Below are 16,181 nucleotides of genomic sequence, written 5' to 3'. Positions count from 1 at the left end.
TCAGATCCGCCGGCTTTTTGGTTGGAGAACCCATGCGAGCCATCATTCTTGCGGCAGGCCTCGGCTTGCGCCTGCAACAACCGCCCGAGGCGCAATTCCCGAAGTGCCTGCTGCGCTTCGACGACGTGTCGCTGCTCGAGCGCCATCTGCGCGTGCTCGACGCCGCCGGCGTCGATGAAATCGTGCTCGGGCTCGGCTTCCAGTCCGAGAAGGTCGAGCAGGAATTGAAGCGCCTCGGCCGCACCGCCGAGATCGTGATCAACGAGCGCTACGACCTCGGCAGCGTGCTGACCGTGCACACCATCGCCGATGCGATGACGCGCGGCGGCGACGTGCTGCTGATGGACGCCGACGTGCTCTACGACGAGAACATCCTGCACGCGCTGGTGGCCGATCCGGACAAGTCGATCGACCGCCTGCTGATCGATCGCGACTTCGAAGCCGGCGACGAGCCCGTCAAGCTGTGCCTGAAGAACGGCGTGCCGGTCGAGTTGCGCAAGCAGCTCGCCGTCGACCTCGACTACGATACGATCGGCGAATCGGTCGGCTTCTTCCGCTTCACCGAAGGCACCGCGCGCCGCCTCGCGAAAATCGTCGCCGGCTACGTCGACAGCGGCCGCGCGAACATGCCGCACGAGGAAGCCGTGCGCGACCTGCTGCTCGAAGGCGGCCACTCGTTCGACGTCGCCGACGTCACGGGTTCGCCGTGGATCGAGATCGACTTCCCGAACGACGTCGCACGCGCGACACAAGACATTCTTCCCCTGATTCAACGCACCACGGCAGGAGCCGCACGATGAACGCTCGCGAACCCAACTTCTCCGAATCGCGCAGCGCACGCCTGCGCCGCATGCTCGTCAGCAACGAACTCGAATTCCTGATGGAAGCGCACAACGGCCTGTCCGCACGGATCGTCCGCGAAGCAGGCTTCAAGGGCATCTGGGCATCGGGCCTCGCGATCTCCGCGCAGTTCGGCGTGCGCGACAACAACGAAGCGAGCTGGACGCAGGTCGTCGACGTGCTCGAGTTCATGGCCGACGCGAGCGACCTGCCGATCCTGCTCGACGGCGACACCGGCTACGGCAACTTCAACAACGTGCGCCGCCTCGTGAAGAAGCTCGAGCAGCGCGGCATCGCCGGCGTGTGCATCGAAGACAAGCAATTCCCGAAGACGAACAGCTTCATCGGCGGCGAGCGCCAGCCGCTCGCGGAAATCGATGAGTTCTGCGGCAAGATCAAGGCCGGCAAGGATTCGCAGAGCGACCCCGACTTCTCGATCGTCGCGCGCGTCGAGGCGCTGATCGCGGGCTGGGGGATGGACGAGGCGCTGCGCCGCGCGAACGCGTATGCGGAAGCCGGTGCGGACGCGATCCTGATTCACAGCAAGCTGTCGCGCCCCGACGAAATTCTCCAGTTCGCACGCGAATGGAGCGGCAAGGCGCCGCTCGTGATCGTGCCGACCAAGTACTACAGCACGCCGACCGACGTGTTCCGCCAGGCCGGCATCAGCACCGTGATCTGGGCGAACCACCTGATCCGCGCATCGGCGTCGGCCATGCAGGCCGTCGCGCGCGAGATTCATGAAAACGAGACGCTGATCAACGTCGAGGACCGCGTCGCGTCGGTCAACGAGATCTTCCGCCTGCAGGACGCCGACGAATACTCGGCAGCGGAGCGCATCTACCTGTCGTCGTCGTCGCGCGCGTCGAACGCCGCGATCGTGCTCGCCGCGAGCCGCGGCAAGGGGCTCGAGGCCGTCACCGAGGACAAACCCAAGGTCATGCTGCCGGTCGCCGGCAAGCCGCTGTTGCGCTGGCTCGTCGACGGCTTCAAGACGCACGGCGTGAACGACATCACCGTGGTCGGCGGCTATCGCGCCGACGCGATCGACACGTCGGGCATCAAGCTCGTCGTCAACGAGCGTCACGCGCAGACGGGCGAGCTCGCGTCGCTCGCGTGCGCGGCCGAACGCCTGACCGGCGACACCGTGATCTCGTACGGCGACCTGCTGTTCCGCAGCTACATCGTGCGCGACCTCGCGGAGAGCGAGGCCGAGTTCAGCGTCGTCGTCGATTCGTCGCTGACGGAGCCGACCAACCAGAGCGTGCGCGATTTCGCGCTCTGCTCGGCCGCCGACGACCGCGGCCTGTTCGGTCAGAAAACCTACCTGCAACGCGTATCGAGCGATGTTGCCGCAGGCACGCCGCACGGCCGTTGGATCGGTCTGCTGAACGTGCGCGGCGCAGGCGTCGACCGCCTGAAGGCGATGCTCGCGACGCTGCAGGCACGTCCTGATTTCGACACGCTCGATATCCCGTCGCTGCTCAACGAACTGATCGCCGCCGGCGAGAAGATCGAGGTGCAGTACGTGCACGGCCACTGGCGCGGCGTCAACGATCTCGAGGACTTCCGCCGCGCGGGCGACTTCGCGCACGGCCAGACGCCGCTGTCCGAGCCGGGCGCCGGCAACGGGGGCGCGCAATGATCGAAGCGGCCCAGTTCGTCGAGGCCGCGCGCGAGCGCGGTTTCGACTGGTACGCGGGCGTGCCCTGCTCGTACCTGACGCCGTTCATCAATTACGTGCTGCAGGACCCGACGCTGCACTACCTGTCGGCCGCGAACGAAGGCGACGCGGTCGCGCTGATCGCTGGCGCCACCCTCGGCGGCAAGCGCGGGATCGCGATGATGCAGAACTCCGGGCTCGGCAATGCGGTGAGCCCGCTCACGTCGCTGACCTGGACGTTCCGGCTGCCGCAGTTGCTGATCGTCACGTGGCGCGGCCAGCCGGGCGTGTCCGACGAGCCGCAGCACGCGCTGATGGGGCCCATCACGCCGGCCATGCTCGACACGATGGAGATCCCGTGGGAGACGTTCCCGACCGACCCCGAACAGGTCGGCCCGGCGCTCGACCGCGCGATCGCGCACATGGACGCAACGGGCCGCCCGTACGCGCTCGTGATGCAAAAAGGCAGCGTCGCGCCGTATGAACTGAAGGCGAACCCGGCGGCGACGCCGCGCGCGCATGTCGCCGCAGAGTCGGCGGCACGTGCTGAATCACCCGCCGCGTGGCCGACGCGCCACGACGCGCTGCAACGCGTGATCGCGCACACGCCGGTCGATTCGACCGTCGTGCTTGCGTCCACCGGCTTCTGCGGCCGCGAACTCTATGCGATCGACGACCGTCCGAACCAGCTGTACATGGTCGGCTCGATGGGTTGCGTGACGCCGCTCGCGCTGGGTCTCGCGCTCGCGCGCCCCGACCTGCGCGTGGTGGCCGTCGACGGCGACGGCGCCGCGCTGATGCGCATGGGCGTGTTCGCGACGCTCGGCACCTACGGGCCGTCCAACCTCACGCACGTGCTGCTCGACAACGGCGCGCACGAATCGACCGGCGGCCAGGCGACCGTGTCGCGGCATGTGTCGTTCGCGGGCGTCGCGGCGGCATGCGGCTATGCGTCCGCCGTCGAAGGCGACACGCTCGACGTGCTCGATGCGACGCTCGCCGCGCAGAGCAACGGTACGCAGTTCGTGCGCGTTGCGATCCGCACGGGCGTGCCCGACGGCCTGCCGCGCCCGACCGTCACGCCGGTCGAGGTCAAGACCCGCCTGATGCGGCATATCGGCGCCGCACAGGCCGAAGCCCACGCCGAAGGAGCTCATTGATGCTGCTGCTGAACCCCGGCCCGGTCACGCTGAGCGAACGCGTGCGCCGCAGCCTGTTGCAACCCGACCTGTGCCATCGCGAAAGCGAATTCTTCGATCTGCAGGATGAAGCGCGCGCGCGCCTCGTCGCCGCGTACGAACTCGATCCGGCCGAATGGGCCGCCGTGCTGATGACGGGCTCGGGCACCGCCGCCGTCGAAAGCATGATCGCGGCGCTCGTGCCGCAGGACGGCAAGCTGCTCGTGATCGAGAACGGCGTGTACGGCGAGCGCATCACGCAGATCGCGACCCAGTACGGGATCGCGCATGATGTGCTGAAGCATGAGTGGATGCAGGCGCCCGATCTCGCGCAGATTGGTGGGAAGCTCGATGCGGGTGGGTATTCGCACGTTGCGGTGATTCATCACGAAACGACGACCGGCCGGCTGAATGATCTCGGTAAGATCGCCGACGTATGCCGTGCGCGTGGTGTGAAGATGCTTGTCGATGGTGTGAGCAGCTTTGGGGCTGAGGCGATCGACTTTGCCGGTGGCGTCATTGATGCGGTTGCCGCTACCGCGAACAAGTGCCTGCACGGTGTGCCGGGTGCCGCGTTCGTGATCGTGCGCCGCAGCGCGCTTGCCAAGGCAGCGAGCCGGACTTATTACCTCGATCTTGGTCGGCTTGCGAAGCTTCAGGATCAGCGGAATACGCCGTTTACGCCTTCCGTGCATGCTTACTATGCGCTCGTAGAGGCACTGCGCGAGTTCGACGAAGCCGGTGGCTGGCGTGCGCGGCATGCGCACTACAAGGCGCTCGCCGATCAGGCGCAGGCTGGGCTGGCGGCGCGCGGGATGTCGCTCGTGCTGCCCGAAGGCGCTTCGTCGGTCGTGCTGCGTGCGTACCGGCTGCCGCAAGGCGTTACGTACGAGACGCTGCATGACGGATTGAAGGCGCGTGGCTTCGTGATTTATGCGGGGCAAGGCGGGTTGTCGAAGGAATTGTTCCGGATCTCGACGATGGGGGCGATCGAGGCGGCTGATGTCGATCGGTTGCTGGAGGGGTTTACGGAGTTGACGCGGTAAGCGTTGCCCTGCTTGTACGTTCGTCCATGAGAGGCCCGCAAGGGCCTTTTTTGTTGTTCGTCGGGGAGCGCGCGGGGAACGTGGGGGGACTGGCGGCGTTCGGCCACGGAGAGACGATCGAGCTTTTCGTGAGGCCGTCTGCAATAGCACACATCTCGGTCATCCAGGAGCAACAGGATCAGGCGACGTCCGCGCAGGGTATTATTTGCAAATTCTGTGTTTTAGACGTCAGTCTGCAAATCCAAGTGCGCCCATGAGCAAACCAACTCAAGTAAAAAGACCTATCCGCAAAAGGCTGACCAAGGCACAGAAGGTGGAGAGGAGCGAGTTCGCTGAGCGCGAGGTTCGCACGCGCGAAGTGCTTACAGCAAAGGTCAGGCGTGCCACAGACCTGCGATCGAAAGATCGAGCATTTCACGGGCTTGAACGCGAGTTCAGCTATTTTCAGGACGATCTGCTCAAGGCGTTCGACCGTACGAAAAACCCTAAGCATCCTCGCGACGTTGGGACAGCGCGTGAACAGGTCTTACGTAGATACTTGGTCGATACCGGATTGATTCCGAACCGCTATGCGGTTACCTCAACGAGCCATCGGGTGGCATCCACTTCAGGGCACATAAGCCAAGAGCTAGACCTCCTCTTTTATGATTCGAGTGAAGCGATCACCTTGATGCAGGTCGAGAAGGCGTACAGCGTATTGCCGGTCGAATGTACGTATGGCGTGCTTCAGGTCAAATCGAGAATTTCACGAAATGATATTCGGGAAGGGCTGCTGAATATCGCAAGTTACAAAAAGCTCAGTCGAACGAAATCGCAGGGCTTCCCCATCATTTCAGGTGACGCAAAAAGCGAATTTGGTTTTGGCATTCTATTCGCTTACGATACCGACCTAGACTGGTGCGATTTCGTTGACGAGTTGAAACTGTTCACGGAAACGAATCCGCGGCACACTTGGCCCAATGCGGTATTCGTTTTATCAAAGGGATTTCTGTTGTGCGGTGACGAAACCCAAGCTGCATACACTAACAGCCAAATTGCGGCGATCAAAAATCCTGAGATACACGGCCGTCCAGATCGGGACAACTCCTGCTTTTTCAGCCTTTACACTATTCTGATCGATTTGCTTCGGAATACGGTAACGCAGCCGATCGTTGTCAATTCGTACTACAGGCTTCCCTTGGTCGCCGGCGAGCATTCCTACAAATATTCATTTGGCTTTTTTGCGGAGTTTGGCGCGTGCGATAAACACGGGGATTACCCGCGAAAGCTAACCGAGTCCAAACTTATCGAAGTCATTGAATGGTGCAAGACAGCGACGCCAATAAATTGGGTTCGAGCTACGGAACTCGCCTACGGCCAGCCTGGCGACAATTGGGAGGCTTACGAGCGCCAGAACGCCGAAGTTCGAATCTATAACCCGAAAAATATCGCTCTCCCTGATCTGCTAGTGTTGGATACACCCATGATGGCGGATGGCAAGGAAGTCACCGTCAAGTCGATTGCTTTTGACTCAATCGAGGCCGCCGGGATGATTATCTGGATACCGTATATCTACGAAATCGAACAGGAAATTATAAACTTCTGTCCGAAGTGCGAGAAGAAGATCGTCCCGAAGACAGCAGAAAGCGACGATGCAGGTAACTAGCTCCGCCATTCTTCACCGAATCAGTTTAGGCTTCTGCCTTAAATGGTTCCGCTGTCTCTCGCTCTCATCGCCAATGTCGATCGCTCGCGTTGCGGAGCGATAAGTGTCCCACCCTGAAAGACCGTTCAGTGTCAGGAAGCAGACACATGACGCCAAGCGATGAAAGACCGCAACGGGTCGTTTTGAGCCGGTAACGGCCCACCCAGGAGATATCCGGCGGCGTTCGGCTCGGCCATTATGAGCCCTTCACGACCAACGCCCGCATTGACGCTTAAGTGCCAGAGTGACGCTTGCGATGATTCCCTCGACAACTTCCGCGATCTACCGCGCCCGTCGTTTCCATCGCGATCGCTGTGCTTGCAGTGGCAAAATGAGTGCCCCGTTGCCGGACGGTCCCGATGAATGGCGCACCCGAAGGCGTGAGCATCCCAATCATGGTGCCTTTGCTCGGGCACAAAACATCAGTGCAAGGCGGCGTATCACGCCGTCCGAATTCGCGGCACCAAGCCGGGCACAGCCCGAGCGAGGTTATGCCATGACAGACAAGAGAAATGGAATGACGACTACCTTCGACGAGGCGACAACGGCGGCGATCACCGCGTTTGCCCAATTGGATTTCTACACGGCGGTGCAAGCGATGCGCGCCGAGGCCGATTACGACCACGAACGAGACCAGTGGATCTCGCGCTATATCGACGAGCACGGCGGCGGCGCGGACGATGCAGCATACGACGCCTTGCACGCTCATGCCCAGGCAACCCCGGAATACGCGCAGTTCGTCGATGCGGTTCGCCGGGAAATCCTGGACTACTTCGGCGTGACTGACGATCAACTGGACTGCATGGTCGTGCTGCGCAACGACGACAGCGATGAGCTTTGGGCGGAAGTCAATCGGCAGCGGAGCGCGCTGGGAACTGGTGAAGTGCGCGGAGATCTCTGATCGAAAGATGCGAAACACCTTTTCCATTGTCGCCATGAGAATCCCCCGCTTCGTCCCGCTGTTGGCACTCGTGCTCGCTCCCGCTGCTCACGCCACCGACAACCAGCCGTGCGACGACGCAGCCATCACGGCCGTCGCCCGCTGGGCCGGCATCGCGAGTGCACGCATCGCCACGCGCGACGCGGACAGGCTCGTCATCGCATCGGCGTGCAAGGCGATGCCCGACGCACCGCGCACGACAATCGCAGCCGTCGCGTTCGATTCGCTGCCGAAGAGCGAGAACCCGGGCGGCAACAATAAGCTCCAGTCATCGCGCTTGTCGAAGGCGGCAAGGTCGTAGCGGCCGATCGGTCGGTGATCGAGGAAGGTGCCGCGACGGAGGCCGGCGAGAACAGCTATCGCATCGACACCGCGCCGTATCGGCTGTCGCCCGATGTGCGCGCATTCGGTGTCGTGTTCCTGAGCGGCGCGCGCGGGCCGAGCTGTCCCGATGCGAATGCGAGCCAAGAACTGACGCTGTGGGTTTGCGAAGGCAATCGTATTCGTCCCGTGTTCGGCACCAATCGTATGGATGGGTCAGTGTCGAAAGCGACGCCTGCGGTCCGGGCACCGGCGACGCCCGCAGCGAAGATGCGAAAATGACCATCGCCGTCGAGAAAACATCGAGCCACGGCTTCGCCGACCTCTCTATCACGGCACACGTCGCCGAGACGCAACGCAAGGACGGCAACTATTCTGACGCCGGGGGAAGGCCAACGCGGTAAGCGTAAGCGCCCTGCCCGATCAGAACCAAATCTTCGACACTGCGTGATCTGGAAGCCGATGAGATACAAATCCCGAACTCCGGAAAACAACATTTCTATCTGGCTGGCACCCCGACATCTTGAAATGGCTTTGACACTGCGATCGAGGCATATGATGCGCATTCCGGTCGTTCGCTCATACTGGAGCCATCCAAGAGTTATTGTCCTTTCGATTATAAATTATGAAAGATTGTCAAAATTGCAGGAGAGGTCCAATACCGGCTGCTACGATCGAGTCAAGCATCGACGTCCGGTTTGTTCCTGCGGCTCGCTTTAGGGGCAAGCCATAAAGTTCGCGATGCCCAGAGGGGGAACAGCGATGGCCATGGCCGTTCCCTTTCGCGTCCGCCCTGCGCGGAAAACTCAAACAATATTGAGAGAAAAATGGCACTCAAACCACCTGCGCTCGGGGAACTCAAATTTCGCGAGCTGTACGACGCGATTCATCGGGGCTTGCTTCAGCGCAACCGCCTGCTGAAGCTGGACACGCCGCTGGGCCAACACGCGCTGATTCCGCTGCGCGCGCGTGGCACGGCCCGGATCGGCCGCGACTATAACTGGACACTGGACGTCGCGTCACTGCGTGACGACACCGCGCTGCTGTCGTTGATGCACCAGCCGGTCACGTTGTGGATCCAGCAGCCCACCGCCCCGTTTGCCGAATCCGTCTATCGTCCAATCCACGGTTTCGTGCACCGGGTCGGCTACCTGGGCGGGGACGGTGGGCTCTCAACCTACCAGCTCGAATTTTCGTCGGCGCTGGTGTTCCTGGGCGGCACGCGTAACGACGAGGGGTGGCTCGAGCAGACGGCACAGGACATCGTGTCCGACCTCCTCAATCGGTACCCGCAGTTGCAGGGCCGATTCCGCTTCAGCCTGAATCGCGAGCCGTCGGTGCGCTCTTGGTGCCGGCAGAGTGAAACCGATCTGCATTTCTTTCACCGCCTGCTCGAAGACGAAGGCTGGTATTGCTACTGGGCGCACGAGCCGGTCCGGGACGGCGAGACACCCAAGACCACGCTGGTGATTGTCGACCAGGTCGCGGCGCTGCCCGACACGAAGCCGGCCGACTTCGTGCACGGCGCTGGCGACAACGAGGCCGTGAACGGGTTCACGCACTGGGCGGCGATGCAGACAATGCAGAGCCTGCGGTACGAGTCCAGCGCATTCGATTACAAACGCCCCGCGTCCCGCTTTAAAGCGGCGAGTACGCTGGCGTCAGTCACCTACGTCACGGACGACGGCCGACACCAAGCGCAGCAGAACCGGATTCCGAATGCGCCGATGACGGTCTATGAACCAACTGCGTATGGCTATCCCGATTCCGACAGCGGCGGCGCCCGCGCACGCCGGCGCGTGCAGGGCTGGGATGCGCGCGCCCGGCGCTACTTTGCGGTCGGCGGTCTGCGCTGGCTTGATGCGGGATCGCGCTTCGTGCTGAACGACCACCCGCGCCATCCGGAACGCGACGACGCCGACCGGACGTTCCTGGCCGTCGAGGCGCGCTGGTTCATCGAGAATAACGTGCCGATCGGCCAGCCGCCGACCGAATTCCCGCTCAGCCTGCGTGCGACGCTGGCCGAACAGCAGGCGGCATACGGCGCGCGCTTCACGACGTCGGGCCACATTGAGGACGGTATGGCCGGCTTCTTCGTACTCGAGGTCGAGGCGCAGGAGGCACGGGTCGAGTTTCGAAGCCCATTCGACCATCCGAAGCCGACGATGTCGATCGAGCATGCGCTCGTCGTCACGCAGCAAGGAATCGAGGCCTGGTCGAACGAGCGGAATCAGGTTCGCGTGCATTTCGCATGGGACCGGAAAAATCCGGACGGCGCGTTCAATGCGTCGCCGCTGCTGTCGTCGATGCAATCCGATACGGGCAAAGGGTATGGCGCGGTGCACGTGCCGCGCGCGGGCGAATGGGTGCTCGTCGGTTACTGGAGCAATGACTGTGACAAGCCCTTTATTTTTGGACGCGTCAACGGCGGCACGACGCCATCGCCCTGGCACACGAATGTGCTGCTGTCAGGGTTTCAATCGCAGGGCTTCGGCAACACCGGCGCGTACAACGTGTTCGTGCACGACGACGCGACGAATCAGGGCGGCACGCGGCTCATCAGCTACACAGGCAAGAGCTACGCGGCGCTCACGCAGGGCTATCTCATCCAGCAGGACGGCAACACGCGCGGTCGTTATCTCGGCCAAGGCTTCGTGCTGCATGCCGACGAATACGGTGCGGTGCGTGCGAGCAAGGGCATGTCGATCAGCACTCACGCGAAAGCCTACGACGACGAGCAGCTCAGCGTCGACGAGGCCCGCACTCGGCTGCAGCAGGCCGGGATGCTGGTGGAATCGCTGTCGAGCGCCAGCACGACCGCGCAGGCCGAATCACTGCAGGCCGGTCAAGATGCACTCAAGGACCTGACGACGTCCGTGCAACATCCTGTGTCGGGACAGACGTCGGGCGGCGTCACGGCCGGCGGCGGCGCCGGCAACGCGAACAGCTTCGCGAAGCCCGTGATCGTGATCGCGACGCCAGCGGACTTTGCGGCCCTCGCGGACCGCTCCGCCCACGTGGTGGCGGAAGCGGAAGTCAACGTGGTCAGCGGCGAAAACACCCACTTGGCCAGCGGCAAGTCGCTGATTGCGGCCGCGGCGGAGAAGATCAGCCTGTTCGTGCAGAAGGCCGGCATGAAGCTGTTCGCCGCGAAGGGGCCGATCGAGGTGTCAGCCCACACCGACGAAATCAAACTGAACTCAGCCAAGGACACGTCGCTGTTCAGCAAGAAGCGGATCGTGATCGAGGCGACCGAGGAACTGATTTTCAAGTGCGGCGGCTCGTATATACGAATCACGAAGGATGGTATCGAAGACGGCACGCGCGGCGGCCGCACGATCAAGTCGGCCTCGTTCAGCCGACAGGGGCCGAGCTCGGTAGCGGAGCACATGAACAACCTGCCGACGGCCAAGTTCAACGATCCGTACGTGCTGCGCGATCGCATCTCCGGCGAGGTGCTGAAAAACCACCCGTACGAGCTCATCCGTGGTGACGGAACAACGTTGTCAGGGATGACAAACGAGCTGGGACAGATCACCGAGCAGAGGAGCGAGGATATTGAGAAACTGGCGGTGCGCGCGTTGCGGCCGAAGCCGAATGGCCCTGCGGCATGAACCCGATAATCGATGCGCGAATTTGAATAACGACGATGAGCGATAACACAAATCAATCCGGTGGCGGTTCGCCGTTCAGCGACGACGCCGAGCAAGAAGTCGTGCGGCAAGTTGGCCGCACGGACAAGGACGGCGCGTCGGTCGGGCACTTCACGCTGACGCCCGCCAGCGACACGCGGAGCAAGGAACTGTTGTGCGACGTGCGGCCGATCATCCCTGTGATCTTCCTGCCGGGCATTATGGGCTCGCCGTTGGTCAACAAGGAAACCGGCGATGAGATGTTTTTTCCGCCGAATACGGACGGTATGCTCGGGAAAGCGGGTGCGTTGCCGGCATTGATCGGCATGTGGTTCAAGGGCGCGTCGACGCGAGAAACACAGTTCGACGCGACCGTGGCGTCTCCGACCCCATTCGGGCCGATCCGTGCCGGCAAGCTCCAGAAGGAGGACGAGGAAGACCAGTATGTCGATGAAGCAGAGGCGCGTCGACGCGGCTGGGGCTCGGTGTACCGTTCGAGCTATCAACCGATGCTGGCATGGCTCGAGGAGCAACTGAACGAGCCGAAGTATATGGGTAAGCACAAGGGAGCGTGGATCGAAACCGACCCCGACGGCAAGAAGTGGACGCTCAAGCCCGTGCTCGGCACCGAGCCGGCCGACTATGGAGCGACTGATGCCGGCGCGCAAGGCCGGGGACAGGCCATCACTGAAGAGTCGGTCGCGTTCGAGCATTTCGCGAAATACCGGTACCGGGTGTATGCAATCGGTTACAACTGGCTGCAGTCGAATGAGAAGTCGGCGCAGCAGGTCATCGATGGCATGGATTTCGAGGACAAGAAGACTGGCAAGAAGGCTCGACTGATGGGCATCAAGGAAATCATCGCGGAGAACCACAGCGGCAAGGCGATCATCCTCACGCACTCGATGGGCGGCCTGGTCGCGCGCATGGCAATTGCGATGCACGGCGCGGCAGATCTGATGCACGGCGTGTTCCACAACGTGCTGCCGGCGACCGGCGCGCCGATCGCCGCGAAGCGGTTCCGCACCGGCGGCGGCAGCGAAGGCGGGGTGAACGGCTTCATCAATGGCGCTCTGCTCGGAAGCAACGCGGACGAGTTCGTGGCAGTGGGAGCAAACGCACCGGGGGCGCTGGAATTGTTGCCGATGCCGGATTATCACAACGGGGAGGCGTGGTGGATCTTTGCGCGGCTCAATGGCGATCCGGTTATGAAGCTGCCAAAACAGGGCGACGTGTACAACGAGCTTTATATTAATCAAGAGTGGTACGGCTTGGTTCCGAAGCAATCGTCTTCGTTGCTCGATCCTGCTGGAATTGTGAAGGATCGCCTTGATAAAAGCCCAGCCAAAAAGACTGTGGTTGAGAATTTTGCAGAAACGATGCTATCCGTGATACGCAATCAATACGCAATAAAAAATAAATACCACGAGAAAACATACGTATCATACGGAGATGGGGCGCTTACGCCCAAGGATTCAACTGCTTCGGGCGACGACCATGGCAAACCTAAGATCGAAAAAGGCGAGAAGCTCGACGATCTGTTGGCATGGGGTACGGTGATCTGGAAAGGGAATATACCGGCCGGCGTTACGGATGAAGAACTGCGCGCCGCGCGGTTCTTGGGTGAGAAACACGACGATTCACACACTGGGACGCTGCGTGTGCACCTGGATTCACGCAACGTCACCATCGAATTCGAGGTGCAGAAGGTAGCAAAGCTGCCGCCGGGCAGCAATGCGCCCGATCCCGATAAAAATGGCATCGTGCCGGGCGACGGGACCGTGCCGGTCTGGTCAGCTGAGTCCCCCGCGCGCGGCGCGGACGGTGGAGCAGCTCCAGGCGTACAAATGGTGTTTGACCAAGGAGGCTATGTGCATCAGGAGAGCTATAACCATCCATGGGCACGCTGGGCGCTGCTCTACAGCATCGTGCAAATCGCGCAGGACGCGCCATCATGCTGACGCGTATTGGCCGACTCCTATTTTTAGTGGCGGGCGTGTGCGCCTGTTCGATAACGTTTTCAGGTGAACCAGCAATGACGAATCCCTTGCTGTCCAAGCCGCGTCCGTGGTGCATCGGGCGCTTCGTATTTGATCGGCCAGTGGCAAGCAAAATTACGAATCAGCGCTACGAGTTTTGGGGGGATACGTTGGAGACTCAGTACAACGGAACTCCTGCCATCTATCAAACCAAGATTGATGGATTAGAGAGGGACCTGCGCACAAAGCGACGCTTTAATCCTGCAAATCCAGAAGATAAATCGGGGCATGTTTGGCTCGAGAAAAAATTTTCTCCAACAAAGACTTCAATGGTCTTTGCTTATCAAGAAGGGGTGGCAAAGGCAGTGAGATTGCCATTCAAGACAGAGGGTTATATTTACGAAAACAACACCATATTCCATACCACTGGTTCAGTTGGCTCAAGTGGTTTGGACAAGTTTGAGTCTGTTTACACCGATCTCTATCGTCGCATCAAGGCGCGCGATAACTGGTCGGTACCAACCGAATCGGGTTTCTGCTTCGATGGCGGTATTGCCACCGGCTCCTCGACTTTCACCGAGGAGGTCAGCCAGTCGATCGCGCTGATGCCAGGACGGCCAGCACTGCTCGTCATTAAGATGCGCGATTCAGTGAACGCGGACCAGAAAGAATCCCTGACCAAGACACTGCCCGCACTGCGTGCGCAGATGGATCGTGTGTCGAGCGGGAGCTATCGGATTCTGCGGCAAGGCAAACGCACGGTGGCCGGGATGGATGCCGAGGAAGTCCTGTTCGCGCTGAAGGAAGGCGAGATCACGTCCTACCGCTTCTACCTGCTTGCGCCGGGCGATCCGAGCACGCTGGCGAAACCGCATACCGCAATTCAGTTGCTGGTCGGTGCGAGCAGCCCCGATTTGAAGCCTGACGAAGCGACGTCACCCGTGGACGAGGCCGGCGCACTGCAAACGTGGGAGACGTTGCTGAACAGCCTGCACCTTCGGCCGGGCGCGGTCTAAGCGGGGCCGCCATGCGACGTTACGACATCGTGAAGGGTGACACGACGACCGCCGGCGGTATCGTCCAAGGCGGCGATGGCACCGATCTGATCGGCGGCCGCGAACAGGCCTACGAGCACGATCCGGTGTGGTGCCCTGTCTGCAAGACGTTGGGTAAAATCGAGTGCACCGGCCCGCGGATCTCCACCACAGGGCCGGACGGACGAGAAGCAGCGTTGAGCGACGATCTGTGCATGTGTCAGTGCCCGACACCGCCTCGCCTGGTCGCCTCGCAATCCGTCTCATATATCGACGTTTGACCAGAGCAAAACGAATTGTTCAGGGGCGACTCGATATAGTTCCGAGACTTCTGGTATTCGCCCGCCGCGCACAAGCGCTTCAAGTAACACGGCGGCGGACCGCCGCCCCGCCCGCCTACTCCACCACCTTCGGCCCGATCGTATCGGTCGGCGCCGGCATCCGCAGCGCGTCGTCGCGCACGCGTCGCGCCTCGCGCGCGGTGTAGCGATCCTTCAGCCGCAGGAACGGTTTTTCAACGAGGAAGTAGCTCGCCGTCGCCGCCAGCAGCGCCCATACGATGCCTAGCGGAAACGCATGCGCGACCGGCAGCCCCGGGTTCGCGAACGGTTGCTGCCACAGATACAGGCTGAACGAAATCGTGCCGACGAACACGACGGGCGCAGCCCGCAGCCACCGCGCGCACCAGAACTCGCTGCGGAAATTCAGCACGACGATCACGATCGCGATCAGCGCAGCCTCGAGCGTCACGCCGTAGGTTGCATTCCAGAAGCCGCCGAGCCGGTGTTCGGCAAGCGGCATCCCGAACAGCACGATGAAGACGATCGCCGTCACGATGCGCGTCTCGCCGCGCCACGAGCGAATCCACGCTTCGAGCCGTTCGCGGTTGAGCGCCGCGTAGCAGCCGATCAGGATCGGATCGACACCCGTATGCAGCATCATCGCGAGCTGCCCGCGCAGCGCCGGCGCGACGAAATACGTGAGCGTGCGCACGAGCGGCACGGCGAGGATCAGCACAGCCAGCCAGCGCGTGCCACGGCGGCGGATGCCGTACACGAACAGCAGCGGCCAGAACCAGTAGAACTGTTCCTCGAGCGCGAGCGACCAGAAATGGCCGAGATACCACGCGCCGTCCGGATGCAGCGCGTTGTCGCCGGTCAGCCCGAACCACGCCGAGTAGTTCCACAGATGCAGCGCCGCATACAGCCACTGGCGGCGATCAACGTCGAGCCAGCCGACCACGGCGAGGATGCCGACGATCGCGAGATACACGTAGCAGGCCGGCCAGATCCGCAGCGCGCGGCGCACGTAGAACGACGTCAGCGCAATCCCGCCGGTGCGCGCGAACTCCGCGCGCAGCACGTTGGTGATCAGGAACCCGCTCAGGACGAAGAAGATCAGCACGCCAAGCCGGCCGTCGGCGATCAGCCGCAGCGGCGCGAACCAGCCGGTGTAGCCGCCGGGCAACACGTGCTCCGCGTGGCCGACGACGACCATCGTGACCGCGACGGCGCGCAACCCTGTCAGCTGCTTGACGCGATGGTTCATCGACTGGTTTCCGTTGGCACGGTGGAGGGATGGCAGGCCGGCGCGCAATTCTCGATTCCGAGCCCAGCGCCGACATGCCGTCGCGATTTTGTCTGAAAAATATCGGAATGAAATTATTTCAAAAATTCCGGGGCGCGGGCCGCCGCGCAGCGGCCGGATTGAATGGGCATAATGACCAGCATTGTCCGGCGGCGGCGCCGGCCCGATGCAGACGCAACGAACCGTTGCGGCGCCGTAATCCCCGCGACACCGGCGCTGCCGTTACCGCCCGCATCCCGGCTCGCGCCTCGTCCGCCGTCCTGTCGCCCCTCACCCG

The 16,181-nt window shown here is 62.1% G+C and carries 11 protein-coding genes and 1 pseudogene; 11 read left to right on the top strand and 1 reads right to left on the bottom strand.

The window, feature by feature from the left end:
- The first annotated feature begins 32 nt into the window (after positions 1-32).
- The 11 genes and pseudogenes from SB786_RS18620 (at position 33) to SB786_RS18570 (ending at position 14,598) form a co-directional block, all read left to right on the top strand.
- Positions 33-800, top strand: coding sequence for an NTP transferase domain-containing protein (locus SB786_RS18620; protein WP_410728719.1), 768 nt, complete (start codon positions 33-35; stop codon positions 798-800).
- On the top strand, positions 797-2,485 hold the full coding sequence (aepX, locus tag SB786_RS18615) for a phosphoenolpyruvate mutase (RefSeq protein WP_006760252.1): 1,689 nt from the start codon (positions 797-799) through the stop codon (positions 2,483-2,485). The genes SB786_RS18620 and aepX overlap by 4 nt, the downstream gene beginning before the upstream one ends.
- Positions 2,482-3,663 (top strand): phosphonopyruvate decarboxylase, encoded by a 1,182-nt coding sequence (gene aepY / locus SB786_RS18610; protein WP_410728718.1) that lies wholly within the window; start codon positions 2,482-2,484, stop codon positions 3,661-3,663. The genes aepX and aepY overlap by 4 nt, the downstream gene beginning before the upstream one ends.
- A complete protein-coding gene (locus SB786_RS18605; protein ID WP_410728717.1) occupies positions 3,663-4,727 on the top strand; it encodes a 2-aminoethylphosphonate aminotransferase in 1,065 nt (354 codons plus the stop codon). The genes aepY and SB786_RS18605 overlap by 1 nt, the downstream gene beginning before the upstream one ends.
- A 253-nt stretch (positions 4,728-4,980) precedes the next feature.
- Positions 4,981-6,372 (top strand): DUF6602 domain-containing protein, encoded by a 1,392-nt coding sequence (locus SB786_RS18600; protein WP_410728716.1) that lies wholly within the window; start codon positions 4,981-4,983, stop codon positions 6,370-6,372.
- Between the two features lie 556 nt (positions 6,373-6,928).
- The gene (locus SB786_RS18595) at positions 6,929-7,312 is read left to right on the top strand and encodes an ATP-dependent protease (RefSeq protein ID WP_410728715.1); all 384 of its coding nucleotides are present in this window, start codon (positions 6,929-6,931) and stop codon (positions 7,310-7,312) included.
- A gap of 34 nt (positions 7,313-7,346) precedes the next feature.
- Positions 7,347-8,073 (top strand): annotated as a pseudogene (locus SB786_RS18590) (multidrug ABC transporter ATPase); the annotation flags it as partial.
- Positions 8,074-8,499: 426 nt separating this feature from the next.
- Positions 8,500-11,286, top strand: coding sequence for a type VI secretion system Vgr family protein (locus SB786_RS18585; RefSeq protein WP_410728737.1), 2,787 nt, complete (start codon positions 8,500-8,502; stop codon positions 11,284-11,286).
- Positions 11,287-11,321: 35 nt separating this feature from the next.
- Positions 11,322-13,265 (top strand): esterase/lipase family protein, encoded by a 1,944-nt coding sequence (locus SB786_RS18580; protein ID WP_410728714.1) that lies wholly within the window; start codon positions 11,322-11,324, stop codon positions 13,263-13,265.
- Complete coding sequence (locus tag SB786_RS18575) at positions 13,259-14,299, top strand: T6SS immunity protein Tli4 family protein (protein WP_410728713.1); 1,041 nt, start codon at positions 13,259-13,261, stop codon at positions 14,297-14,299. The genes SB786_RS18580 and SB786_RS18575 overlap by 7 nt, the downstream gene beginning before the upstream one ends.
- Before the next feature lie 11 nt (positions 14,300-14,310).
- Positions 14,311-14,598, top strand: coding sequence for a PAAR domain-containing protein (locus SB786_RS18570; RefSeq protein ID WP_410728712.1), 288 nt, complete (start codon positions 14,311-14,313; stop codon positions 14,596-14,598).
- A gap of 115 nt (positions 14,599-14,713) precedes the next feature.
- On the opposite strand, the gene SB786_RS18565 is transcribed toward SB786_RS18570, so the two are convergent.
- On the bottom strand, positions 14,714-15,865 hold the full coding sequence (locus SB786_RS18565; RefSeq protein WP_410728711.1) for an acyltransferase family protein: 1,152 nt from the start codon (positions 15,863-15,865) through the stop codon (positions 14,714-14,716).
- Positions 15,866-16,181 lie beyond the last annotated feature (316 nt).

This window comes from Burkholderia sp. SIMBA_062 (assembly GCF_046534765.1).
In the GTDB taxonomy this organism is placed as follows: domain Bacteria; phylum Pseudomonadota; class Gammaproteobacteria; order Burkholderiales; family Burkholderiaceae; genus Burkholderia; species Burkholderia ambifaria.
Note: the sequence above shows the minus strand (reverse complement) of the source record. Positions and strands in the feature narration are given on the sequence as shown.

Coding starts and splice junctions, on each gene's coding strand:
- SB786_RS18605 (WP_410728717.1), top strand. CDS start 3,663: ATGCTGCTGCTGAACCCCGGCCCGGTCACGCTGAGCGAACGCGTGCGC.
- SB786_RS18595 (WP_410728715.1), top strand. CDS start 6,929: ATGACGACTACCTTCGACGAGGCGACAACGGCGGCGATCACCGCGTTT.
- SB786_RS18600 (WP_410728716.1), top strand. CDS start 4,981: ATGAGCAAACCAACTCAAGTAAAAAGACCTATCCGCAAAAGGCTGACC.
- aepX (WP_006760252.1), top strand. CDS start 797: ATGAACGCTCGCGAACCCAACTTCTCCGAATCGCGCAGCGCACGCCTG.
- SB786_RS18585 (WP_410728737.1), top strand. CDS start 8,500: ATGGCACTCAAACCACCTGCGCTCGGGGAACTCAAATTTCGCGAGCTG.
- SB786_RS18575 (WP_410728713.1), top strand. CDS start 13,259: ATGCTGACGCGTATTGGCCGACTCCTATTTTTAGTGGCGGGCGTGTGC.
- aepY (WP_410728718.1), top strand. CDS start 2,482: ATGATCGAAGCGGCCCAGTTCGTCGAGGCCGCGCGCGAGCGCGGTTTC.
- SB786_RS18620 (WP_410728719.1), top strand. CDS start 33: ATGCGAGCCATCATTCTTGCGGCAGGCCTCGGCTTGCGCCTGCAACAA.
- SB786_RS18565 (WP_410728711.1), bottom strand. CDS start 15,865: ATGAACCATCGCGTCAAGCAGCTGACAGGGTTGCGCGCCGTCGCGGTC.
- SB786_RS18570 (WP_410728712.1), top strand. CDS start 14,311: ATGCGACGTTACGACATCGTGAAGGGTGACACGACGACCGCCGGCGGT.
- SB786_RS18580 (WP_410728714.1), top strand. CDS start 11,322: ATGAGCGATAACACAAATCAATCCGGTGGCGGTTCGCCGTTCAGCGAC.